The sequence below is a fragment of the Hyphomicrobium nitrativorans NL23 genome, from assembly GCF_000503895.1.
Taxonomy (GTDB): domain Bacteria; phylum Pseudomonadota; class Alphaproteobacteria; order Rhizobiales; family Hyphomicrobiaceae; genus Hyphomicrobium_C; species Hyphomicrobium_C nitrativorans.
Genome location: NC_022997.1, coordinates 3022268 through 3044018 on the forward strand (window position 1 = coordinate 3022268; position 21751 = coordinate 3044018).

Sequence of the window (21751 nt, forward strand, 5' to 3'; positions counted from 1 at the left end):
CGAACACGCCACCCAGCACCAACGCCGCGGCGGCAAACACAACACTGCTCTTTATCGTTCTCATTCTCTCGTCGCACCGTTTATCGTCGTTTTCGGTTGAACTCGGCAGACTGAAGAAGCGGAGACCCACGCGGATCCACTTCTCTCGCCTCACGAGCGCGGCAGCCCCGTTACGAGCGGAATGCCCTCGTCCTTCAAGATTTCCTCGATCTGCGGCTTGGCTTTCTCCAGCGCGAGATTCACCGCCGAGAGAAGTGCCGTGTCGTCCTTGCGGACCCCCACAGACTGATCGAAGTGATGCGGGACCTTCTCACCGTCGCTACGGACGTTGTCGTCCGGAATGACGGTGAGTTCGACTTGCTCGGACGCCTTCACGTAACGTGCGACGTCGGGAGCGAAGTTGATTGCGACATCCGCCGTTCCATTGACGACTTCGTTCACCATCCTCTGCGGCGGGATACGCGTGAAGCGGTTACGCCGGTCCTGGAAGTTGGTCAGCGAATGCATGTAGTTGAAGTGCTCGCGGAAGAGCCCGATCTTCTCCAGCATCACCTGCGCGGGCGTTCCCGGCGTGAAGCCGATTTTTCCGGCCTTGGCGAGATCGGGACTATTCCAGTCCTTGATGTCGAGCTTGGAATCTTTGCGCTGAATGAAGACGTAGGGGGCGCGGTAGTAGGGCTTCGATGTCAGAACACGGTCGTCGCCCGTATCGAGGCCCATGACCACGTCGCACATCTTCATTTCGAGCTGGTCGCGGACGATGTAGATCGCGGGCTTCGAGAACCACACGAACTGCACTTCACGACCCATGGCGTCGGCGAGAACTTCGGCAATCTTGTTCTCAAAGCCGGAACGGTCGCGATTGGAATAGGGAAGCTCATCGGCCGCGGCACAGATGCGCAGCTTGTTGCTTTGATTTTCGCCGTCGTCAGCCATCGCCGGCGCGGCAAGAACACCAACTGCAAGGAGAGGCGCGCAGAGGGCGGACTTGAATCCGAAGAAGCGGGAGGATGCGTAACGCTTCATTACTGTCACCTTAGGTTTTCCTCTTGTGTGCCGATCTGATCTTTCGCAGGTCCGATCGTTTGGCCTCGCCGTCTCTTCGCGCAGCGGATGGTCTCCGGCTTTGCGTTGCGGCTTTTGCCCCTCATGTCGATCCATTGCCGAGCCCGCCCTTCTCAAGGTGGCGCCTGCACATGAACCTCATGCTTGTTTTCGATTGTTTGGGCAGCTCCGCCGCAGCGCCATTCAGCGCTGCGGCGAAACCTTAGGCTGTCTTAGCCCTCGTACTCACCGACGTTGACGTCCTCGGAGTAGGGGTTCTTGCCATCGAGCGAGAACACCTGGAGGCCGCCACCCATCTGGGTGTAGTTCTGCAGGTTCTTGAAGGCGCCGACGGCACCAAGACCGGCGGTCGGATCCTGCAAGTCGAACACGAGGCCAACGCCCGGCCAGCCACCGACGCCATACATGATGGCGACGTACTGCGTGCCCTTGTGCTCATACGTCATCGGGTGACCGATCACGCCCGAGGGAAGCTTGTACTTCCAGAGCAGGTCGCCGGTGTCGGAGTTGCGAGCCTTGATGAAGCCATCAAGCGTTCCGTAGAACACCAGGTTGCCTGCGGTAGCCATCGTGCCACCCCAAACCGAGAAGCGCTCCATCTTCTCCCACTTGTACTCGCCAGAGATCGAGTTGTAGGCCTTGATCTGACCAAGACCCAGGTAGTTCTGGCGATCGCCCTTCGGACCCGGATACATCCACAGCGTGGCGCCGACGAAGAACTGACCCGCACGGTACGGAAGCATGAAGGGCTCCCAGTCCATGCAGATGTGGTTGATGCCCATGAAGAAGAGTTCCTTCGTGGGATCGTAGCTGTCGTGGCCCTGGTTGTGGTAACCCATGGCCGACGGGCAGATTTCCTTGCCGCGGTGGTCCATACGGGTGCCGAACTCAGGATCGCGAACCGGAAGACCCGTCTTGAGGTCGACCTGCTTCACCCAGTTGACCGTATCGTCGAGCTTGTCAGCCGAGATGAGGTCACCGTTCTCGCGATCGAGCGTGTAGACGATGCCGTTACGATCGGGATGGGTCAGAAGCTTGCGCTTCTTGCCTTCGCGGTCCGTCTGCTCCGAAAGGATCATGACGTTCACGCCAGCATAGTCCCACTCGTCGTGCGGGGTCTTCTGATAGCCGAAGCGGGCAAGACCCGTGTCGGCATCGCGGCCCCAGATGGTCATGGTCCACTTGTTGTCGCCAGGACGCATGGTCTCGTTCCACGGAGCCGGGTTGCCCGAGCCGTAGTGGAAGAGGTTCGTCTCAGGATCGTAAGCGTACCAACCCCAGTTGGTGCCGCCGCCGATCTTCCAGGCGTCGCCTTCCCACGTTTCCGTGCCGAGGTTCTTCTGGCCGAAGTGCGGGTTGGCATCGTTGAAGTTGTCCATCAGGCCAACGTCGGAGTCCGGGCCGGTCGCGTAGATGCGCCAGACCTGCTCGCCGGTCTTGATGTTGTAGGCGGTCACGTGACCACGAACACCGAGCTCAGCGCCCGACGAACCGACGATCGCCAGATCCTTGATGACATAAGGAGCCTGGGTGAGCGTCTGACCGACGGAGATGTCGCCGTTCTCGACTTTCCAATACTCTTCGCCGGTCTTGGCGTTGAGCGTCACAAGGTGACCGTCGAGCTGAGTCTTGACGATGAGGGGCGGTGCATCGCCGTCGCCCGGCCAGTAAGCCAGACCACGGTTGACGAGGTCGCAGCAAGCAACCGAGCGAGCGGCCGGATCCTGCTTCGGCTTGTGCTGCCAGATGATGCGGCCGGGATCGTCCAGATCCAGAGCAAACGTGTTGTTCGGGAACGACGTGTGGACGTAGATCACGTTGTCTACGACCAGCGGCGTGCCCTCATGGCCGTGCAGCAGGCCGGTCGAGAACGACCATGCAGCGCGCAGGTCCTTCACGTTCTCGGTGTTGATCTGCTTGTTTTCGCTGTAATTCTGCGAGCTGTAGTTTCTGCCCGGCATAATCCATGCCTCGTTGCTCTTCGACAGCTCAACGAGCTTGTCGTTCGCAAACGTGGAGGATGCCGAACCCATGGCGACCGTAAGCGCAACGCACGACGCGCCAGCCAACAGCCCCTTACCCAGGTGCTTCATCATTCCCAAAACCTCGCGTTATCCATCCCAAGGCCGAGGCGGTTGCCACGCGAAGTCGCTTGGAGCGCACAGTACCTGCACGCCCCAGGGGACCGTCCCGAAGTCCGCCTCTTTCCAGTCTCGCGATGCCCTCGTGACCCACGTCCCGAGACATCGCTCACGGTCCGATCTTGTCCGGTCTCTAAGGACTTGTTTATCGCCACTTGAGACCATCAGATCGCACCGTGCCGCGAAGCTAGACTGCGACATTCGATCCGGTCTCTAGTCCAACTGGCAGACATCGGCAGGAAGAAGATGCAAAGGCGCCGGGCGTGCACGGACAACAGGCAAAAACGTAACGATGTAACGTTATTGTGATCGACGCTTTCGCTCGTCTTGTGGTGTTCATCTTCAAGAAAAGTTTGTCATTCTAGCCAAGCCGTAACGCTGTGGAGACGGGTGGAAACGTGCTGAACGATCGTCTTTCCTTTGCGGTCGCGGCTCGCATGAGCCGACGCCTTTCGCTGCTGGCGCTGAGCCTCATCATGGGCGCGGCCGTGAGTGCATGCAGCGACGAAGCTTCCGACGCGCGCAACAAAGCGCAAACGACGACCGAGGCCCCAGCACCGCATCAGGTCAAGTGGCTGGATCTCGGCCACCAGATCACGCCGGCGCAGTGGCTCGTGAGCCGCCGCGAGGCTTCGCTCCGTCCCGTCGACGACGCGGACGTCCAGCGGGTTGCGGCTCGGCTCGATGCCGCGCACGGGGTCTATCGGGAAAGCGAGCGCATGATCGCGAACCGCTCCGCGCAACTTTCCGATATGCTCGCGCCGCTTGGCATCGAAGAAAGCGCCATATCGCTGCTCGACGATCTGACCGGCATTGCCAACGACGCCGGAATGACAGAAGGCTTTGGCGCCGTGACTCAACATTATTTCAATCTGAGGTCGGCGAAACTGACGCGCGAAGACGCGCTCGCCGACTTGAAAGCCCGCTACAGCGGCAAAAGATCGTGACTGTGCCGAGGATAGACGACCAATGGGACTAGCCATGCAAAGCGCTGAGCAACTTCGCGTGCTCATCATCGACGATCACCCCTTCGTGCTGCAGGGATGCGCACGCATTCTGGAGGAGGCCGAGGTCGCTCGCGTGCTTCAATCAGGCGGGCTTGCCGACGGCTACCGGCAGTACCGCGCCCATCACCCGCATGTGATCATCGTCGATCTTTCGATCAAGACGGCCGCACTCGGCGGTCTTTCGTTCGTGCGCAGGCTTCGGCTGCACGACAAGAAGACGCCGATCCTCGTGCTCAGCATGCACAGCGATCCGATGATCATTCGCCGCGCGCTGGAAGCAGGCGCGACCGGCTATCTGCTGAAAGACGCACCTTCGGACGAGTTCCTCAAGGCGTTCCATACCGTGCGCAGCGGAAAGCCCTATCTCAGTCACGAGGTGGCATCGGAAATCGCATTCAGCGAAACGCGGCTCAACCAAAGCCCGCTGCAAGCGCTGACCGTTCGCGAACTGCAAACGCTTTCCCTGATTGCGGAAGGCAAGTCCTACGGCGTCATCGCGGAAGAACTCAACATCAGCTACAAGACCGTCGCCAACACGACATCGCAGATCAAGATGAAGCTCGGCGCGCGCAGCCTGCCGGAGCTGATGCGGATTGCGATCCAGCATCTGCCCGGACCGTCGGGGCGCCGCAATCGCGACTAGTGCCCGCAAGCGCCGAAACCTGATACCGCAAAACGAAAACGCGGGGAGCGCATCGCCCCCCGCGTTTTTTTGCGAGCAACAACTGTTGCGGCGCGCGTCAGCCCGGCTCGTTGATGACGACGTTCGCCGGCGTCGAGAACGTGCTGTCGAACACGCGCTCGTCCGGCTTGTCCGGCTTGGTCACGACATTGCGCAGAGGAAGGCCCGTTTCCTTGTCGATGTAGACCGTCTGCACGTTGTCGGGCTGGGCCGGCACTTCCGGCGCGCTCTTGGGCCGCTCTTCGACGGGAACGGGCAGCGCGGCCTTGTAGGCTAGGTAGGTCTTGCCTTCGAACTCGGTCTCGCCCAGGCACTCGTATTTGAGGATGTTCTTCGTGGAGGGAGAGACCTGCTCCTTGAGCTGCCCGACAATCGCCTCCGCAAAATTCTGCGGCACCTCCGTCCAGCCCTGCCCCTGGTTCGACCAGACCTTCTCGCCGATGGCGACCGTTTCCATGAGGGCGGGGCTGTTGCCCATGCGGACGCGCTGGTGCATCCGGTCGGGCAGGATGTAATCCACCGTCATGTCCAGCGTGCCCTGCTTTTCATGGACGATCTTCGTTTCGACGCGAAATCCCTTTCCGCCGCGCAACTTACTAAAGGCCTGGTCCACCTCCGCCGTGCAATCGGCGTGGGCCGTCGCGGTCAATCCGAACAGCAGTCCCGCCACGAGCATCAATCGCTTCACGAGGCTCTCTCCCTATAACGGTTGTTATTTGGGGTAGCTCTTGGCGTACCTCACCTGCCGTGTCATGGCAGAACAGGCGGGGATTATATCCCGGTCTCTACTGGGCCGCCTTTTCTGCGGGCTATCGTTCTCCAGATCCGGCATAGGCCGACCACGATCCCATCGCGTGCCGACATATACTCGCACGCGCTCTAAGCCTCGCGAGAGGTGTCGCGCTCGTCCGGTCGGCGCGCGAGATGCGGTCCGGTCGACCTCCCTCCAACCGCCCATGCGAGGCAACCGCAATGAGGCCCCCTTGAAATCCGAACATGGGTAGAAGGGGAGCCCCGCTCTATAACGGCCGGCGAAATCGCCACGTCACATCGGCACCTATTCTGGACGAGACCCGATTCCAGCCCGGCCGCCAGTTCGCACATATCGGCGATGATTTACTCTTCGGATCGACATTTTCCTGCCCGGCCCGGATACCTCCGCGGCGAAGCGCCTCTCCGAAAGACACAAGTTGCGTTTCTCACTTTGACAAAATGTCGGACGGCACGATCAAAAAAAACATTCCTGCCATTTTCTTCAAAAACGAACAGTTGCTCTTGCACTATGCTTAATTTTCAGTCCAATTTTTTACAACCATAAAAATTTTAATGAAATACATACTCAAAGAAAAATGGGCGCTCCTCCTCCAATTTACAATAAGAGCGCGCCTCAACATGCTGATTTTTCATTGATTTATCGAATGCTTCATTGTTGCCCATGCCTCTGATCGGCAACGAGGCAGGACCCTCGAAAATTATTCATGTAGAATCGTTCTTTATGCGCCTTGCTTTAATTCATTCCTTACCAAAGAGGCATGATTTTTGTGTGGCTTACCTAAATATCGGAGGTCGCCATGCGCGCGCTTAACTCGTTTTCGTTCCCCACTCTCACAATCGGTCGCCGTCTCGGCGGCGGTTTTGCCCTCATCACCGCAATACTCGCCGTTGCAGTGGGTTCCACACTCGTGATCGTATCCGGACTTTCGACAACCGTTGACCGGATGACTGGCTTGCGAATGCCGGTCTCCATTTCCAGCTCGGAACTGGAAGGACGTGTTTTATCCACGCTGGCGAGCCTCCGCGGTTACCTGCTAACCGGAAATGACGAGATGAAAGTGGATTTTTCGAATGCTTGGACCGAACTCGATAAGGCGGCCTTATCGTTCGATGCTCAAGCCGTGAGGTTTAGCAATCCGGACAATCAAAAGCGCTGGACGGAAGCAAAAGACATCCTGCGGGAGTTCAAAGATGTGCATGAGCAGATCCTGCACATCGCGTTTACGGACGATGCTCTTCCGGCCACCAAGCTTCTGTCCGAGCTGGCGACTCCGAGACTGACCACCATGCTTTCGCAGATCACAACCATGATGGACGAAGAGGAAAAGCTGGAAGCGAGCTACGATCGGAAACGCGTTCTGAAGGCCATGGCAGACGTCCGCGGAAACCTGACGGCAGCAGCCGCGCACCTGCGCACCTTTCTTCTTACCGGCGACGACGCGCCGAAAGCGGATTTCCGCCAGTCCTTCAATCGCTTTTCCAACGCATACACGTCGCTGGAGGGGCAGCGAGGATCCTTCTCGTCCATGCAAGAGCGCGCTTTCGCTGCGTTCTCCATCGCCCATTCCGAATTCCCTGCCATCACGGAACGGATCATTTCGGCACGCGAAGCTGCGGACTGGAATCGGCCTACTTATCTTCTTGCAACGGAGGCCGCTCCGCGCGCGGAAAAGATCCTGGATCTCATGATTGGAGCGCGCGACACCAATGGTGCGCGCGTGGGCGGCATCAAAGGCAATCAGCAGAGGATGCTGGTTGAGGATTCTGCCGACGTCGCAACCGGCATGACGTTCCTGAATACAGTGCAATGGTTCCTGCTCATCGCAGGCCTTGTGGGCGCAGCCGCTGTCACGTTCTTGACCACGAGGAGCATCGTTCCGCCGATCCAGAACATGACGGAGACGATGAATACCCTGTCAAAGGGCGAGACCTCGATCGAAATCCCGCACCGGAACCGGCAGGACGAGATCGGCTCCATGGCGGCGGCGGTCCAGATCTTCAAGGAAAACCTGACCCGCACCCGCGAACTGGAAGAAGAGGCCGTTGCTCAGAAAGCGGCAGCGGAGGAAGAACGGAAGCGTGCCGTATTGGAGCTGGCCGACAACTTCGAGCAGGCTATCGGATCCGTCGTTCAGGCTGTATCGGATGCCGCAACCGAACTCCACGCAGCGGCTCAAACGCTCTCGGCCTCATCGGAGCAAACATCCGCTCAGTCGACGGTCGTCGCGGCGGCATCCGAACAGGCGTCAACCAACGTTCGTGGCGTTGCCGCCGCCTCGGAACAGCTCTCAGGTTCTGTCCGGGAGATCAGCCGTCAAGTCGATCAGTCGACACGGATCTCCGAAAAAGCAGCGGAAGAAGCGCGGCGCACCGATGCGCAGGTGGCCGAACTCTCCGACGGAGCCGTCAAGATCGGTACGATCGTGGAGCTCATCAACAATATCGCTCGCCAGACCAACCTTCTGGCGTTGAATGCCACCATCGAGGCAGCGCGCGCGGGAGAGGCCGGAAAAGGCTTCTCAGTTGTGGCTCAGGAAGTGAAGGCCTTGGCAGAGCAGACGACGAAAGCGACGGCCGAGATCGCGTCTCAAATAAACTCCCTGCAGACGTCGACGGAACACGCGGCAAGCAGCATCGTCGTCATCAGCAAAACGGTCGAGGAGATGAACGGTATCGCCTCGGCCATCGCCGCCGCCGTAACAGAGCAGAGCGCCGCGACCGACGAAATCACGCGCAACGTTCACGAAGCGGCCAATGGTACGACGGAAGTCACGGCCAACATCACGGGTGTGCATCAGGCGGCGGAAAGCTCAAGCGTCGCGTCGAGCCAGGTCCTCGCGGCCGCAGACGACCTTTCTCAGCAATCGGAGCAGCTCAGAAGCGAGGTGAGCCGCTTCCTGGCGACTGTCCGAGCGGCTTAAGAGCCCTGAAACGGTCTCCTGCCCTGGCGCGATCCGGGGCAGGAGACGCCGCGATCGGCGTGCACAGCACATGACGATCTGCGTCGAAAGTGGGCCCGCTTGGCTGCGCTTCGCGCCGCCACGGACATATTTCTCTCATCTCATTCAGCGGCTTAATGTGGAGGAGGATTGGTGGAGGGAGCTGGATTCGAACCAGCGTAGGCGAAGCCAACGGATTTACAGTCCGTCCCCTTTAGCCACTCGGGCATCCCTCCGTGACCAATCCCAATGCGCCCAGACCGCTCGCGGCCCATTTCCGGGGCAAGCCCGGACCCAGCGCTTAAACAAAATGGCCCTGCGCTCGCCGAGCGGCAGGGCAACGTCCGTCCTTATGGTAATCCGCCTCTCTGATGTCAATTGGAAAAGCGAGTGAAAACCCGTATGGCTTCGGGCCCACGCGGTGTGCCGCCGCTATTCGGAGCAAGACGTGCGATGACAGAGGGCCGAGCCCGCGGAACAGGCCAGAAAAAGTGGAGGCCAGGCGGGCACAAAGGTGCGCCGCATGGGCGCCCGAGATCCCGCAAACCGGCTGCGCCTGGGGCCCTCGCGGAAGCGGACGACGGCCTCGTGCGGCTGTTCGGCAGCCATGCGGTCGAGGCGGCGCTCGGCAACGCCCGGCGCACCGCCCACCGGCTCCTGGCCACCGAGAATGCCGAGCGCCGTCTGGCCGACGCCATCCGGGCGCGCGGGGTTGCGGTCGAACGCACCACGCCGGGTGAACTCGACCGCCTGCTCGGCACGGATACCGTTCATCAGGGCCTGCTGCTCGAAGCCGATCCATTGCCCGAGCCAAGTCTCGCCGAACTCGTCGCGCGCGCCGCGGAAACCGGGCCGCTCGTGCTCCTCGATCATGTGACGGACCCGCACAATGCAGGGGCCGTCCTTCGATCGGCCGCCGCGTTCGGCGCGTCGGGGGTCGTCATGACACGCCGTCACAGCCCGCCGCTCAATGGCGTGCTCGCGAAGTCGGCGTCGGGGGCGCTCGATCTCGTGCCGGTGCTGATGGTGCAAAACCTTGCGCGGACGATGCTGGATCTCAAAGAGCTGGGTTTTCGGATGATCGGGCTCGAAGGCACGAGCGAAGCGCGTCTGGAGGACGAGACGTTCGCGGGCCTCTCCGCGCTGGTGCTCGGCGCCGAGGGCAAAGGTTTGCGCCAGCTCACGGCGGAGACGTGCGATCACCTCGTCTCGATCACGACTGGCGGGCCGCTTGCCAGCCTCAACGTTTCAAATGCGGCAGCCGTCGCGCTCCATTGGGCGGCCGTCGCGCGCCGCAAGCGCTGAGCCGCCGCTCAGGCGGCGCGCGGCCGATCAGCCGCAATAGGTCGGACGCCAGCAGGTCCAGCCGCACTCCTCGGGACCGGGATAGCATTCGGCATCGCGGTAATACTCGTCGCGATCACGCGAATGCGCGTACGCACCAAGAAGGCCGCACGAAGCGGCCCTCTCTCATTCGTGGATGCTGGCGACGAAGCGCGTTGCGCGCGCGTCTACCAGTGGTGATGGCGATGGTGGCCGTGATGACGGCGATGCCACTTGCGGTGCGAATAGTGGCGATGCGGATGGCCCCATGCGCGATAGTAGGGCGGCAGCGCCGCGACGGGGCGGCAGCAATCGCGGCGGTAGCGCAAAGCCCTCGTCGGCGCCCAATGACCCGAGTTGTAATACGGATAATAACCACGCGGGGCCGATCGGTACGCGTAGCGGTCGTACCGATAGGGCTGGTGATACACGTGGCGGTAGCGCGGCTGGTAGCGGTAGTGATGAACTGTCTGCACCTTGCCCCAGCCGCGCGGCGCGTGGCGGTAGCCGGCTTCGGCGACGACTGGGATAAGGGCCAAAGCAACGGCGGCCAAAAGCAGGGAGAGGACCCGGGAACGCATGACAAAGAAACTCCTCGGAGCGGAACTCATCGGAACATTTTATCACTCTACGGTGAAACGCATAATATTGCTTTAACCGCCCAGCCTCGCCCTGCGTCGCAGACCCTTCTCCTCGCGGACGCCCGCACTCCGGTAACGCGGCTTTAACCGCAGTGCGCGAAATCAGTATTAGAGCGTGATCGGTTTCGATTGAACGAGATCACGCTCTATCTCTTTGGTGAGACCGATGATTCACGCTTCAGGCTGATAGGGCCTGAAGCGATCATGGTCTAACTCGCGCAAATGATCCGTGGAGGGGGTGCGTTTCATGACCGTGCTCGTGACGGGAGGCGCCGGATACATCGGCAGCCACATGGTGCTTGCCCTGCTCGACGCGGGCGAACGCGTCGTGGTGGTCGACAATCTCTCGACCGGCTTCCGCTCCGCCGTCCCGCCGCCTGCCCTCCTCATCGAAGGCAACGTGGGGGACCAGGATCTCATCTCGCGCATCATCGCAGAGCATGGCGTGCGCGCCATCGTCCATTTTGCCGGCTCCATCGTGGTGCCGGACTCGGTCGCCGATCCGCTCGGCTACTACCTCAACAACACCTCGAACTCGCGCACGCTGATCGCGGCTGCCGTTGCGGGCGGCGTGAAGGCGTTCATCTTCTCCTCGACGGCCGCTGTCTACGGCAACCCGGCCGAGATCCCGGTCAAGGAGACCGCCGACCTCAAGCCCGTCTCGCCTTACGGCACGTCGAAGCTGATGACGGAGATGATGCTTGCGGACACGGCGTTCGCGCATGACTTCCGCTACGTTGCGCTGCGCTACTTCAACGTGGCGGGCGCGGACCCTGCCGGCCGCGCCGGACAATCGACGCCTCGCGCGACGCATCTCATCAAGGTGGCCTGCGAGACGGCGCTCGGCAAACGCGCGTCCATGGACGTGTTCGGGACCGACTACCCGACACCGGACGGCACGTGCGTGCGCGACTACATTCACGTGACCGATCTCGTCGCGGCGCACATGGCGGCTCTAGGCTACCTGGAGAGCGGCGGCACGTCCGACGTGTTCAACTGCGGCTACTCGTCGGGGTACTCGGTACTCGAAGTGATCGAAGCGGTGAAGCGTGCGTCGGGTGGGCCGTTTGCCGTCACGCTCGGTCCGCGCCGGCCGGGCGATGCGGAAGCCATCGTGGCAGATTCCGCCAAGATCCGCGAACGCCTGGGGTGGACGCCCAAGCTCGCAAACCTCGACACCATCGTCGCCCATGCGCTCGGCTGGGAGCGCTCGCTCAAGCAAGCCGCGGCCTGACAGCCGCCGTCGAAATGTCGCCGGTCAAGGCGGATGACCTGCCAAGCGTCTTATGTTACTAGCCCGCGATACTTATCCTGCGCGGATCGCCGCCTTAGCTCAGTTGGTAGAGCACCTGATTTGTAATCAGGGGGTCGGGAGTTCAAGTCTCTCAGGCGGCACCAATAATTTCAATAACTTAGACAAAATTCACGTTCCGCAGCTTCCCCATTGCGGAACGTCAGAGGAACCTAAACGGTCCTTTCTTCGCGCCGGCGCCGGTAATCCCATCGCGGCTTCCCGCTGCGCCGACTCTCTTCACTGCCAGGACGTATCTCAGGCGGCTCAGCATCCACAATCACGAACACGATCAGCTCGCGGTCCTCATCGGGGTGAGCCGCGAGGTATCGCGCAAGCACCTTGTCCTCGCCCTCACCGTCGGCAATCAGCGTCGGCACAGGGTCCGCCTCACGGGCGTCGCGTCGGAGCTCCAGCGCTTCAATTCGCCGGGAGAGCTTGGCGACGGTATGCGGAGAAACCATTGCTCCGGCCCTCTACTTCCTCGATGGCGTCGAGCCGCTCCTGCAACCGTTGCAATGCGACACCGGCGTCGATTTCGGCTTGGGTGTGCAAAGTCTGGCGGATGATCGACGTGCCCCACATGCGGGCTTTGAACTCCTCAGGGTCGATCTTTCCTGCGACCAGCATCCGGTAGACGCGGCATTGCTCATGGAGGAGGCCGGCGATGGTGTTGAGCGGCTTCCTGATGATGGTCCGGCCCCGTTTTGACGGTGGGGGTATGGGTTTCCTCTTTCCGGGCTCGGTGCTCAATGTCATCCCCTTTTTTGAATCCTACTCGATGGCGGCATTCGGGTGCCGCCAGGCACCCCCCTGCATCGGCCGTCGATCGAGGACAGGAGGCTGGACAGCTCACCGGGCGAGAGCTTTGCGACGGCATGTAGACCGCTCGCAACTGCCCTCGCCCTTGGCCCTGGTGTATAGGCAAAGATCACATGCGGCTGCCGGGACTTGTTGCCTGGCTCTCGGTCATACGCTGCAACCGCGTCGGCTTCCGTCTCATCGCTATAGATCGGAACGTAGGTGACGGAGACGCCGCACGATTTTTCCAGGCGCGCAATCTCTCGCTCGATCCTGGCAATACGTGCTTCGCTGACCATCAGAGTTTCCCGTAATCGACCATCTGAAAGCCGTGGTCGCCCGTTTGCACTGCCTCCGGCATGACCTGCTGCACCTCGTCGGCCATGACGCCCACGCGTCTCACCGTGGGCGGATCCCAGAGGTAGCGATAGAGCCAGATGCCAAAGCCGCGCGGGTCGGTCGCGATCTGGACCGGCCCCTCGGACGTCACGGGCTTCCAGTTCATCGGGAGCCTTGCCAAAGTTGCGGCGTCATGCGGAGGCAGGCTTGTGAGGCTTGGGCCATTCGCTGTGCGGCCCAGGGGCGGAACTGTTCCGGTGGGATGCCGCTTGCCCTGGCCTCTTTCTCCAGCATCATGATCATCCCCCGCTCGGGATCAGATCGAAGCGTGCTCTCGAGCTCAACGAACTCGCGGATATAGTCGCTCAGGGAAATGCCACGCGCCCTGGCAGCCTGCATGAACGGCTTCAAGGGGGCGTGGTCTCTGAAAAATTCGTCCGCCTCCGCATCCCACTTCAGCGCCATGTAGCGCAGCACCGCCGGAATGGCGCTCCAATCAACGTCGGGAGTCAGCCAGAACGGCGCCGGAGCCTCGGCGGCCAACTGCATGCGCTGATCCTCCTTCGCCGCCTGGAACGCCTTTACGGCCGCTTTCCACTCCGCGCCTGTGGATCGGCTGGCGACACCTCTTTTCCGCTTGCGCGGCGCCGTATCGAGCCCTTCCTCCAAACTCTTCATGCCTGCGAGGATTTGATCGCAGCGGCGGCCGTACTGCTCCATGAATTCATCCAGTGGGGACTTGGCCGCGATTGGCGTGGGCGCCTGAACTTTCTTCTCGGTGGTCATGGCTATGATCTCCTTGATGGTGCGGCCGGGCCGCGGCAGGAACGGATCACCGATCAGATGCGCATGTTCATCGCATCCAAAATGTCTGAGAAGCGCTGCCGTCATACGGACGATGAGCTCAGGGCTGGCGACGGTGACTAGGCCAACGGATTTTCTGCCGTGCTCCGTGGGCGCGAAGACCTCCCACGATCCAACCGGTGGGCCGATAGGTGAAGGATCTACCCGCCATACGAATCCGATCCTGAGAACCTTAGTCACGCGGCCCATTGGGTCAGCGTCTTTTCTGCAAGAGGTTGGCCTTCGTGATCCAACCCGCGAACAGGAGAGGTCGGAGAATAGACACCCTGGATGCGAGAGCTTCGGCAAGCCATGCGCAGTGCGGCTTCCTCTGTTGCGCCATACCCGAGCACGCGCGCCATGCCCCAATCTTCCACCTCATATTTTCCACCGCGCTCGACTACGCGCAGGTAGACGGGCTGGCCCCGGCCCTTGGCCGCTTCGTGGGCTACAATCGCAGCGTTGTACGTTTCGCTATCCACGTCGGTGAAAGACGGGTTGACGATATCGCTGAACGTTAGCTGACCCCAACTCGCGTTAATTGAAGTGAGCACGTTGCTTCCGAGCAGAATGCCGACACCAGGCAGAAGCGCCAGATGGTGTACGGCGTCCTTGGGAGTTGCCCCCACCGCTTCCGCGTGCGGGAAAAGGTGCGCCGTCCACGAACCGTCGGTGTTCTCAAAAACTTTGATCATCCCTAGTCCATTCTGAAATGAAGCGCACGCCGCGCGACGGTCATTTCCGCGAGCGGCTGGCCCAAGTGATCGGTGCCGACGACTATGGCGCCGAGCGACAAGTTCCATTTGCTGTGCTGGAGAGCGGCGTCTTGAAGGGCGGCGTCGACCGTAAGGCCGCGGCCGAGCACACGCCGGAGGCCGTCTACAACCTCGATCATGCCGCCCTCTCGGCGCATCGTTACCGACACCGTCTCGATCATCAGATCCGGCCGCCCATCATCGCGTCGCGGACGTCTGCCTCAAGGTCGCTTTCGTACTTGTCGCTCAGGGACAGGTACTCCCGGCGTTTTTGCGGTGTGTAATCGTCGTCGTTGGACCGGTGGAAGCCGCGCCCGGCACCTGATCTCGAGGCCGCCTTGGCGCGCGCCACATCGGCCTGCTCACGGGCGCGTTTTGCAGTTTCGTAGGCGTGACGCAGATCGACGACGGGATTTCCGGTGCGGGTGAAATCCTTGCTGAGCAGGATTCTCTCGATGTCGCCCGCCAAGGCGTCGAAGTCTGGAGCCTGCTGCCGGGCTTGCTCAACAAGGGCATGCGTGTTCACCAGGCCGCGGGCTTCATGGCTGGCGGCAAAACCACCGTCCGCGGTATTGGCATACGGGGTGAGCATCTGGATCATCTGCGCGGCGTTGAGCCCCAAGTTCGATCCGAGAGTGAGGAGGCCAGCACGCGGATCTTTGCGCAGCGTGTCTTCGAGATTCACATATGCGCGGACGGCCTGCGGGAGCGTTGTCCCGCTTTCCTTCGCGCGCGTCTTGTAACCCTCGAACTCGTGTTCCTCGGCTTCCTTGTATCGAACTTCCTCAAACGCTCGCTTGGTCGAAGCGTCGAGATCATCCTCGTTCCAGCGCTTCCGCTCATCGAGCGTCATCTCATTGTAGCGCTCACCCAACGTATCGTCAGGATGGCCGGAGGGCGCCGCGTATCCACTCTCGGCAGTGTCGTTGGCCTGGTCGCGTTCCATCGCGTGTCCCCTCAATTAAGCGTGCGTTGCTTCGCCAGTTCGTATGCCGCGCGCAGGTCGGCATCGTAGTCGTCGGATTGCGGGACATGACCGCGGTCAAAGAGATCGCTGATAACGTCTTCGAGCATTCGGAACAGCGGAAGATCGCGGCGCGCGCGCAAAACCGCATCCTTCGCCCTCGAGAGTTCCTCGTCGGTCATGCCCTGCTCTCCACCCGACCCTTGGCGAGGAGCTGTCGCAGCCCGGCCAGCGTAGTGCCGTCCGAGCGCTCGCTCAGTTTGATGATAGGGATGCCATGCTGGATGAGGATGCCGCGTGCCGCGCGCAGATCACGCCGACACAATGCCTTTGCGACCATCCGCATCGGGATGAAGCGGAGATCGTCCGGAATATTTTCGACAGTCATCATCAGCATCACGCGCGGAAACCGCGCCCACTCGCCAAATGTTCGTGAGACGGCATTCTGTGGCGGGCTTTGATGGCTCCGCGGGAGATTGCCGGATCTTGGCGCAGGGGTTGATGCCTTGCTCGCCGCAGCGCGGGGACCGGGCTCCTTCTGATCGGAGCGCGATGCCGATGCGGCTGGACGCAGCTAAACACGTCTTTGTGCGAATAATCAAGGGGGAGCGATTCGGTCTTCAGCCTTTGACGTGTGAGATCGAAAAGACGTGCTCTTCGCCAGCGAAGATGACGACGATCGAGTACGCGATCATTTCGTTGCCAGTCTTCTCCGGAGCGTCCAGGACGATGGAGCCCCCATACCACTCGCCCGGCATCACGGTGTTGTCCTTCAATATCGTCTGCTGCAGAGACATGAGATTGCTCTCGCCCTGAGCGCGTAGCGCTGCGAAGTCCGCCGTGGTCTCAGCGTTCGCTGCTTGCTGGGCAATCTGTGCTCGCAGAGGATCGTAGGTTGTCGACGAATATGTCCCGTAGGCTGTTCCATAACCCGGTCTATAAGCGTTGAAAGATCCAGTCGTGTTTACGTAGCCAGCGTTGGCCGCCGACATCGCGCGACCAGCTCCAGCCAGGGCGGCACCGACGGCTGCCATCGCCTGTCGAGTCTGCTCCTCCTGGACAAGTTCGTCGTAACGATAGACGCGTACCGCGGCCGATTTGCCGGCGAGGGTTTGGCTCGCAGATATGGAGGCCTCGAATAGAGTTTCTGGCGACTGCCCCTGGTTGCGGACAACAAGAGTAAACGCTGGCCGAGCACCGCTCTTAACCAGCCGATTGTTGGGACGCAGCATCACCAAGTGCTTCTTGTGGGAGATAAGCGCAGGGATACCGTCTCGGACAATCGCCTGCTGATCCGGCGCAGCGGTCAAAAGTATCTGTTCCGACGAAGCGCAACCGGCCAAAACGCAGCACAGCAACGCGAGCAGCAATTTCTCGCGCATAATCCTCTCCCCGCGTCAATGAAAGGCAGCCTACTGCCTAACTGGGCCCTCGCGCAAAAGCGAAGTGTCGGGAACTGGTCGAGGACATGGGATTTTGTTCGTCCCGTGACGTTAGTGCATCATGCGTCAGGAGCGCTGTCGCTTCGACCTTCTACCGTTCTGCACGGTCTCAGCGACTAAACCTTGCTTATATAGCCTTCTAAGCGCCTCAGGGCGCGAGGGAATGTCTTCCTGTCGACGCCGCCACTCGTCAATTTCTTCAAGCTCTGGCTCATGAAGCCGGATGCCGATGAGCGTGCCCGTTCCCGTTGTCTTGGGACGGCCGCGAGATTTCTTGTTATCACGAATTGACGATGTCATGAAATGAGGATAGTTGTAAGTGCGCTTGGAAAGCAAGCAGGCCTCGCAGGTGTTCCACCACCGACGAGGCCCTAACCCGCGACAATGGAGGTCCCAATGTCGAAGGCTATTCACGCCCTTACCACGTCCGACGGACATGCGCCTACGCGCCGTAACGTCCTAACGACAGCCGCCGCCGCTCTCGCGGCTCTTCCTGCCGCGAGCGCGCCGTTACAAGCTGGCGCACAGTGCCCGACGGCCGCCTTCTCGATGGAGTATCAGTCGTACGTCGCCGCACGCATCGCCTACTGTTCTATCTTTGAGATCGATGACAGTGGATACGATGAATCTGCTTTTGAAGCGCATGAGCAGCACATCGACAAACTTGGGGACGAGTGCTGCAGGGCAGCCGAGCGTGTTGTGCACCGCACCCCCCGCTCTTGGGATGACGTTGCGGAGGCGGCACACGTGGTCTTTTCTGAGCTTTGGGACTGTAAGACATACGAAAAACACTCATCCTGCCACAAGCTTGAAGTTGGTTTGTTCCGGGCGATCCTTGCCTTGAAACCCTTCCCCGATGATCGATTGGTCCTCTTATCCGGCTGACGACAACAGACGGAGGGAGGGTCGATAAAAGATCCTTCAACCTCAAAGCCGACTGGATGCCCTTGCTGGCATCCAGCTTCGCGGACAAGATGGAGCGTCGATAGTGGAGTGTCTGCCCGATGCCGCGCCACGGTCCCGATCCGCTCCGAAGCTCCCAAGAGATCCTACGAGACCTAGTGCGCGCGCTCGCTATTCAGGCGGCCCGCGAAGATGACGAGGCCGAGCGGGCAAGGCTCGCCGCGAGTAAATCGCCGCCGCTCGCGCAACCGGTTAAGCCGGATCCCGACGAGCCACTCCTGGTAACGCTGAACCGTGCCGCCACCTTGCTCGGGGTGTGCCGGCAAACTCTCTATCGCATGAGTTCGGCCGGAGAGATCACGTTTCGGAAAATCCGCGGACGGACGCTGGTGCCCATGGCTGAGGTGAGACGACTTGTAGGTGAAGCCGCCACTAAGGCGGGACCGGCGGAAGAGCCAAAGCTTGCAGATCCGCCGAAACGCAGACCGAAGAAAGTGAAGCTCATTCCACGAGGTCAGCGATGAACCTGGACCAGTTCAAGCATGATCTCCGCGAGGCGCTCCGCGAGGAGGCGGAGAAGATCACCGCACGTGGCGACGATCAGGCGCGTGTCGACCTGATTGCTCTGCTCGAGGGGGCGAAGTGCTGTCTTGCCGAAAAGTGCGGGATGGGGCGCGTAACTGTGAACAATACCTACTTCAAGCGCGGCTGGGAAATCGCTTCCCGTTTCTAGTCCTCACCGAAAAGCCGCTTCCAGAGGCCCTGATACTGTTCCTGCCAGTGTTTGGCTTGGGACTCCGCACGCTCGAGCTGCCGCCTGAGCTCCATCACCTCTTTCCCGCTTCGGTATGCACCGCCTTCCGCGCGACGCCACAGCTCTCGGAGGCTTTCCAACCGCTGCCCTGCCTCATCCACTTTCCGCGCGGCTCCCTCGATCGCAGCCGCGTCCTGCGCTGAGAGTTGCTTGCCTCTGGCATACGCCTCGCCCATGATCCGGCGAAGATCCTCCGTGGCCGAGTGGCGAGTGTGGCCCCATGGCGCCGGAGGCATCTGACCGCCGCCCTGGAAAAACTCCCGGACCAGACGTTCCTGTTCCGCCTTCGTCGGAAGCCCCTGCCGGCCAGGGATGGCCTGGGTGTAGGGATTGTCCTGGAGGAACCTCAGCGCTTCCTCCTGCTGCCGCGAAGACGTGACCGGAACGGACGTCGGGGATTGCGGCCGGCCTACACGGGCAGTCTCGATCTCTTTTGTCAGCCAGTCTTTGGTTTCACGAAGATGCTGGACCTGTGTTTCAATGGGCGCTGACGGATCGTGTGTCGGCCGTGCTTTGCCGCCCATGCTAGCGAAGCGCTCCATGAGGGAATCGACTTCGGACTTAAGCGCCGGCAGCGCTTCCTCGGCGGCCTTGCGACCACCCCGGAATCCGGGAATCAAGCTGAAAGCTGCGAGGGCAGCGTCCGACGGCGCGCCGCTCTGAACGGCATTCGAAACGTCGTCAAAAGGCGTGAGCAAATTCACCACGCCGCCCACTCCGTCACCAATCCGTTCTGCCGTGCTTGGTGGAATTCCGAGGGCCTCCGCCCCTTGCCTAGCGTGGAACCCCGCGCTTTCGGACGGAGACGGGTTGTAGGACCGCAACTCCGCAGGCGGGGGAGCATCGCCGGGGCGAGGTGTGGTCGGGTCGAATGCGCCGCTCTGGTTCCCCATCAACGCGAGCGCGACAGGGTCACGTGTGGGCTGCTGCACTCGGGGGCCCGCGAAAAGCGCCCGGGCCACGGGATCGTCCGGTGCCGCGTCATCGATCAGCGCGGCTTCGATCTCGGCATCAATCTCGCGAAGGTCCATAGTCGTTCCTCAGTGCATGAGCGCCGGCCCGACGAGGGCGCGCGCAACAGGGTCGCCGGCCGGCCGCTGGATCTCCATGGCCCCTGTGGCGCTCATGGCGCCGGTGAACGCCTCTCGCCAGATCTCACTCACAGCCCCCACCTTGCGCGCCTGCGCTTCTCCGTACTCCTGCGCAACTCGAGCCAGGAACGCCGCCTGCTGCGCGGGATCGGTGGCCAGGAGTTGCTGCGCGAGATATTTCGCCCGCTCACCTTTGATCGCGGACAGCTTCTCGAGCGCGTCAGCCAGTGAATTCACCGCTGCATTGATCAAACCGCCCTGGTCGCGGATATATCGGAGCGAGCGGACCATGCTCCCCACATCAATCGCATCCACGGCCTTTTCCGCAGTTGTCGAGTTCCCCAAAACCTTCCGGGCTGTGTCGGAGATGCGTGTCTCGCGGCGCGTGAGTTCCGAGAGCTGCGCGCGGCGACCGCCCGGATATGCGAATTTCCCTGTCTCGCCTGCCCGCTGTGGCATCAGGAACCGCAGTTGGTCACCGACATTCGGGCTGCGCAGGGCACCCGTGAAGTCAGTCGTCGGCCCCGCTGCTTTGCCGCCCATGCGGCTCGATCTGACCTGGAGCCAGGCGCGGCGCACCATCGCCTTTTCGGCTTCCGACATAGACGCCCACTGCGCTCTCGAAATCTGTTCCGTCCCGTTCGCGAACGCACGTCCGAGTTCACCTGCGTTCAGCAGCTCAGATTTCGAGGCAAAATTGTCGAGCGCGTCACGATAGGCCGCGTTGATGGTCGGAACGCCTTTCGCGTTGGGCTTGAACACGTCGCGCATGAGATCGTGTTTCAGGCCCGTCAGTAGTCGCCGAAGATTACCCTTCGAACCCGCGATTTCGGCGTCCAGCGTTTGTTTTGCACTGTGGAACTTAGAAACGTCGGTGACGGGAAACCGGGGAAGCCCGTATCTCCCGATTCCTGCCGTTCCCTCTTGCGTGAACTGCGCGATGACGTTCCCGAGCATCCGGCGCTCAACATCGGTGAGCTCCATGGCGCGGAGACTGTACTGCTGCAGCGTGGTCGAGAGATCAAACGGCTGCGAGCTCTGGCGCGCCTTGGCGAAGAGCTTGTCGGCCTCTTTCGATCGCTTTGCCGTGACGCCAGCTACTTTGTCCGCGAAGGTCTCATCCGAGAGCCCCATAGCCAGGCGCATGTTCTCGCGAAGGCGCGCGATCTGACCACCTGCCTCCGCGCCGCGGCCGAAGTCGATTTGGCCGGCCTGTCTGTTAGCCAGGAACGGCTCCACGATCTCATCCGCGTCTCCGCCAACCTTGATGCCGCGAAGAACGCGCTGCGTCGTCGGGGACACGTCAGCGATGGTCTCGGGAAGATCAGCCGTTCCGTGCTGGAAACGCGTGGCCTGCTGTCCAGCCTGCAATTCTCGAGCAATGTCGGCCTCCGTCATCCCGGCCTTGCGCAGACGGTCAGCAAAGTAAAGTTGAGCTGCTGCCTCATTGTCAGCCACCGACGTCACTGCCTGCCGGCCGCCGCCGATAGCGCGCGCAGCAGCAGGCAGGCCCGCGCCGATGGCAGCGCCAAGACCTGCGCCCTCCATGCCGCTGTCGATGCGGTTTTGGAAACCATCTTCACCCGACGCGAAGCCGGCGGTTGCACCGTAACCCGCGCCAACCCCCGACGAGCGAGTTGCTTTGCCCAGGAAGGTCGGAGCGCGGGAAACGGCACGCGCGGCAAGGCCGCCCGGAACAGCGAACCCGCCTGCCAACTCGGCACCCAACGCCGTGCCTGGGTTGTGCTCCGAGAACCGGCTCAGAGCCGCGCGCTCTTCCCCCAAGGCTTGGTCGTACGGCGTGCCGGCGAGAGACCGGATGCCGGCCACGAGTTCATCACCAGCGCCGAGCGTGACGCCCTGCAACGCGGTGCGCCCCAGGTCCTTACCGTACTCGCCCCAACCTTCATACTCCTTCGAGGCTTCCTGTTCAGGG

General features: G+C 61.4%; 23 protein-coding genes and 2 tRNA genes. 9 read left to right on the forward strand and 16 right to left on the reverse strand.

The genetic code is table 11. The features are described 5' to 3' along the window. Positions 1-150: 150 nt before the first annotated feature. A complete protein-coding gene (gene moxJ / locus W911_RS14115) occupies positions 151-1026 on the reverse strand; it encodes a methanol oxidation system protein MoxJ (protein WP_023788221.1) in 876 nt (291 codons plus the stop codon). A 251-nt stretch (positions 1027-1277) separates the two neighbouring features. Further along, positions 1278-3098: a methanol/ethanol family PQQ-dependent dehydrogenase gene (locus W911_RS14120; protein WP_425277592.1), complete on the reverse strand. Its 1821-nt coding sequence runs from the start codon at positions 3096-3098 to the stop codon at positions 1278-1280. A gap of 506 nt (positions 3099-3604) precedes the next feature. On the opposite strand from W911_RS14120, the gene W911_RS17505 reads away from it, so the two are divergent. Together W911_RS17505 and W911_RS14130 are read left to right on the forward strand one after the other, a co-directional pair. Next, positions 3605-4153 (forward strand): hypothetical protein, encoded by a 549-nt coding sequence (locus tag W911_RS17505; RefSeq protein ID WP_144083610.1) that lies wholly within the window; start codon positions 3605-3607, stop codon positions 4151-4153. A gap of 22 nt (positions 4154-4175) precedes the next feature. Beyond that, positions 4176-4856, forward strand: a complete 681-nt coding sequence (locus W911_RS14130) for a response regulator transcription factor (RefSeq protein ID WP_244438533.1) — start codon at positions 4176-4178, stop codon at positions 4854-4856. A gap of 97 nt (positions 4857-4953) precedes the next feature. Here the strand turns inward: W911_RS14130 and W911_RS14135 are convergent, their stop codons facing one another. Then, positions 4954-5583: a hypothetical protein gene (locus tag W911_RS14135; protein WP_244438535.1), complete on the reverse strand. Its 630-nt coding sequence runs from the start codon at positions 5581-5583 to the stop codon at positions 4954-4956. 883 nt (positions 5584-6466) lie between these two features. On the opposite strand from W911_RS14135, the gene W911_RS14140 reads away from it, so the two are divergent. Then, on the forward strand, positions 6467-8590 hold the full coding sequence (locus W911_RS14140; RefSeq protein ID WP_023788226.1) for a methyl-accepting chemotaxis protein: 2124 nt from the start codon (positions 6467-6469) through the stop codon (positions 8588-8590). Between the two features lie 169 nt (positions 8591-8759). Here W911_RS14140 and W911_RS14150 read toward each other — a convergent pair. After that, positions 8760-8844: transfer RNA gene (locus W911_RS14150), tRNA-Tyr, on the reverse strand. A 217-nt stretch (positions 8845-9061) separates the two neighbouring features. Between W911_RS14150 and rlmB the strand changes: the two genes are divergently transcribed. Continuing rightward, the gene (rlmB, locus tag W911_RS14155) at positions 9062-9913 is read left to right on the forward strand and encodes a 23S rRNA (guanosine(2251)-2'-O)-methyltransferase RlmB (RefSeq protein WP_023788227.1); all 852 of its coding nucleotides are present in this window, start codon (positions 9062-9064) and stop codon (positions 9911-9913) included. A gap of 206 nt (positions 9914-10119) precedes the next feature. Here rlmB and W911_RS17510 read toward each other — a convergent pair whose 3' ends face one another. Then, on the reverse strand, positions 10120-10512 hold the full coding sequence (locus W911_RS17510; RefSeq protein ID WP_023788228.1) for a hypothetical protein: 393 nt from the start codon (positions 10510-10512) through the stop codon (positions 10120-10122). Positions 10513-10819: 307 nt separating this feature from the next. Here W911_RS17510 and galE point away from each other — a divergent pair, with 307 nt between their 5' ends. Further along, positions 10820-11806, forward strand: coding sequence for a UDP-glucose 4-epimerase GalE (galE, locus tag W911_RS14165; RefSeq protein WP_023788229.1), 987 nt, complete (start codon positions 10820-10822; stop codon positions 11804-11806). Positions 11807-11894: 88 nt separating this feature from the next. Next, positions 11895-11970 (forward strand) — tRNA-Thr (locus tag W911_RS14170). 313 nt (positions 11971-12283) lie between these two features. Here the strand turns inward: W911_RS14170 and W911_RS14180 are convergent. From W911_RS14180 to W911_RS14220, 9 genes are all read right to left on the reverse strand, one after another. Further along, positions 12284-12616, reverse strand: coding sequence for a hypothetical protein (locus W911_RS14180; protein ID WP_144083612.1), 333 nt, complete (start codon positions 12614-12616; stop codon positions 12284-12286). A 346-nt stretch (positions 12617-12962) separates the two neighbouring features. Then, on the reverse strand, positions 12963-13169 hold the full coding sequence (locus W911_RS14185) for a tail fiber domain-containing protein (protein WP_023788232.1): 207 nt from the start codon (positions 13167-13169) through the stop codon (positions 12963-12965). After that, on the reverse strand, positions 13166-13894 hold the full coding sequence (locus tag W911_RS14190) for a hypothetical protein (protein ID WP_144083613.1): 729 nt from the start codon (positions 13892-13894) through the stop codon (positions 13166-13168). Before W911_RS14190 ends, W911_RS14185 begins: the two co-directional genes overlap by 4 nt. Before the next feature lie 149 nt (positions 13895-14043). Then, the gene (locus W911_RS14195; protein ID WP_023788234.1) at positions 14044-14541 is read right to left on the reverse strand and encodes a hypothetical protein; all 498 of its coding nucleotides are present in this window, start codon (positions 14539-14541) and stop codon (positions 14044-14046) included. Between the two features lie 2 nt (positions 14542-14543). Continuing rightward, entirely contained in the window at positions 14544-14783 is a 240-nt protein-coding gene (locus W911_RS14200; protein ID WP_023788235.1) for a hypothetical protein, read from the reverse strand. Next, on the reverse strand, positions 14783-15547 hold the full coding sequence (locus W911_RS14205; RefSeq protein WP_023788236.1) for a hypothetical protein: 765 nt from the start codon (positions 15545-15547) through the stop codon (positions 14783-14785). The genes W911_RS14200 and W911_RS14205 overlap by 1 nt, the downstream gene beginning before the upstream one ends. Before the next feature lie 11 nt (positions 15548-15558). Beyond that, the gene (locus W911_RS14210; protein ID WP_023788237.1) at positions 15559-15747 is read right to left on the reverse strand and encodes a hypothetical protein; all 189 of its coding nucleotides are present in this window, start codon (positions 15745-15747) and stop codon (positions 15559-15561) included. Then, on the reverse strand, positions 15744-15962 hold the full coding sequence (locus tag W911_RS14215; RefSeq protein ID WP_023788238.1) for a hypothetical protein: 219 nt from the start codon (positions 15960-15962) through the stop codon (positions 15744-15746). Before W911_RS14215 ends, W911_RS14210 begins: the two co-directional genes overlap by 4 nt. Before the next feature lie 223 nt (positions 15963-16185). Then, positions 16186-16947: a hypothetical protein gene (locus tag W911_RS14220; protein WP_023788239.1), complete on the reverse strand. Its 762-nt coding sequence runs from the start codon at positions 16945-16947 to the stop codon at positions 16186-16188. A 456-nt stretch (positions 16948-17403) separates the two neighbouring features. On the opposite strand from W911_RS14220, the gene W911_RS14225 reads away from it, so the two are divergent. The 3 genes from W911_RS14225 to W911_RS14230 all read left to right on the forward strand — a co-directional run bounded on the left by W911_RS14225 (position 17404) and on the right by W911_RS14230 (position 18643). Further along, on the forward strand, positions 17404-17892 hold the full coding sequence (locus tag W911_RS14225; RefSeq protein ID WP_144083615.1) for a hypothetical protein: 489 nt from the start codon (positions 17404-17406) through the stop codon (positions 17890-17892). 176 nt (positions 17893-18068) lie between these two features. Continuing rightward, a complete protein-coding gene (locus W911_RS17920) occupies positions 18069-18434 on the forward strand; it encodes a helix-turn-helix domain-containing protein (protein WP_158412870.1) in 366 nt (121 codons plus the stop codon). Beyond that, entirely contained in the window at positions 18431-18643 is a 213-nt protein-coding gene (locus W911_RS14230) for a hypothetical protein (protein ID WP_023788241.1), read from the forward strand. The genes W911_RS17920 and W911_RS14230 overlap by 4 nt, the downstream gene beginning before the upstream one ends. Here W911_RS14230 and W911_RS14235 read toward each other — a convergent pair. Together W911_RS14235 and W911_RS14240 are read right to left on the reverse strand one after the other, a co-directional pair. Further along, entirely contained in the window at positions 18640-19431 is a 792-nt protein-coding gene (locus tag W911_RS14235; RefSeq protein WP_144083616.1) for a hypothetical protein, read from the reverse strand. The genes W911_RS14230 and W911_RS14235 overlap by 4 nt on opposite strands. A 333-nt stretch (positions 19432-19764) precedes the next feature. Next, a complete protein-coding gene (locus W911_RS14240) occupies positions 19765-21681 on the reverse strand; it encodes a hypothetical protein (RefSeq protein WP_144083617.1) in 1917 nt (638 codons plus the stop codon). Positions 21682-21751: the final 70 nt, after the last annotated feature.

Coding starts and splice junctions, on each gene's coding strand:
- moxJ (WP_023788221.1), bottom strand. CDS start 1,026: ATGAAGCGTTACGCATCCTCCCGCTTCTTCGGATTCAAGTCCGCCCTC.
- W911_RS14120 (WP_425277592.1), bottom strand. CDS start 3,098: ATGGGTTCGGCATCCTCCACGTTTGCGAACGACAAGCTCGTTGAGCTG.
- W911_RS14130 (WP_244438533.1), top strand. CDS start 4,176: ATGGGACTAGCCATGCAAAGCGCTGAGCAACTTCGCGTGCTCATCATC.
- W911_RS14140 (WP_023788226.1), top strand. CDS start 6,467: ATGCGCGCGCTTAACTCGTTTTCGTTCCCCACTCTCACAATCGGTCGC.
- rlmB (WP_023788227.1), top strand. CDS start 9,062: ATGACAGAGGGCCGAGCCCGCGGAACAGGCCAGAAAAAGTGGAGGCCA.
- W911_RS17510 (WP_023788228.1), bottom strand. CDS start 10,512: ATGCGTTCCCGGGTCCTCTCCCTGCTTTTGGCCGCCGTTGCTTTGGCC.
- galE (WP_023788229.1), top strand. CDS start 10,820: ATGACCGTGCTCGTGACGGGAGGCGCCGGATACATCGGCAGCCACATG.
- W911_RS14185 (WP_023788232.1), bottom strand. CDS start 13,169: ATGAACTGGAAGCCCGTGACGTCCGAGGGGCCGGTCCAGATCGCGACC.
- W911_RS14190 (WP_144083613.1), bottom strand. CDS start 13,894: ATGACGGCAGCGCTTCTCAGACATTTTGGATGCGATGAACATGCGCAT.
- W911_RS14195 (WP_023788234.1), bottom strand. CDS start 14,541: ATGATCAAAGTTTTTGAGAACACCGACGGTTCGTGGACGGCGCACCTT.
- W911_RS14200 (WP_023788235.1), bottom strand. CDS start 14,783: ATGATCGAGACGGTGTCGGTAACGATGCGCCGAGAGGGCGGCATGATC.
- W911_RS14205 (WP_023788236.1), bottom strand. CDS start 15,547: ATGGAACGCGACCAGGCCAACGACACTGCCGAGAGTGGATACGCGGCG.
- W911_RS14210 (WP_023788237.1), bottom strand. CDS start 15,747: ATGACCGACGAGGAACTCTCGAGGGCGAAGGATGCGGTTTTGCGCGCG.
- W911_RS14215 (WP_023788238.1), bottom strand. CDS start 15,962: ATGCTGATGATGACTGTCGAAAATATTCCGGACGATCTCCGCTTCATC.
- W911_RS14220 (WP_023788239.1), bottom strand. CDS start 16,947: ATGCGCGAGAAATTGCTGCTCGCGTTGCTGTGCTGCGTTTTGGCCGGT.
- W911_RS14225 (WP_144083615.1), top strand. CDS start 17,404: ATGTCGAAGGCTATTCACGCCCTTACCACGTCCGACGGACATGCGCCT.
- W911_RS14230 (WP_023788241.1), top strand. CDS start 18,431: ATGAACCTGGACCAGTTCAAGCATGATCTCCGCGAGGCGCTCCGCGAG.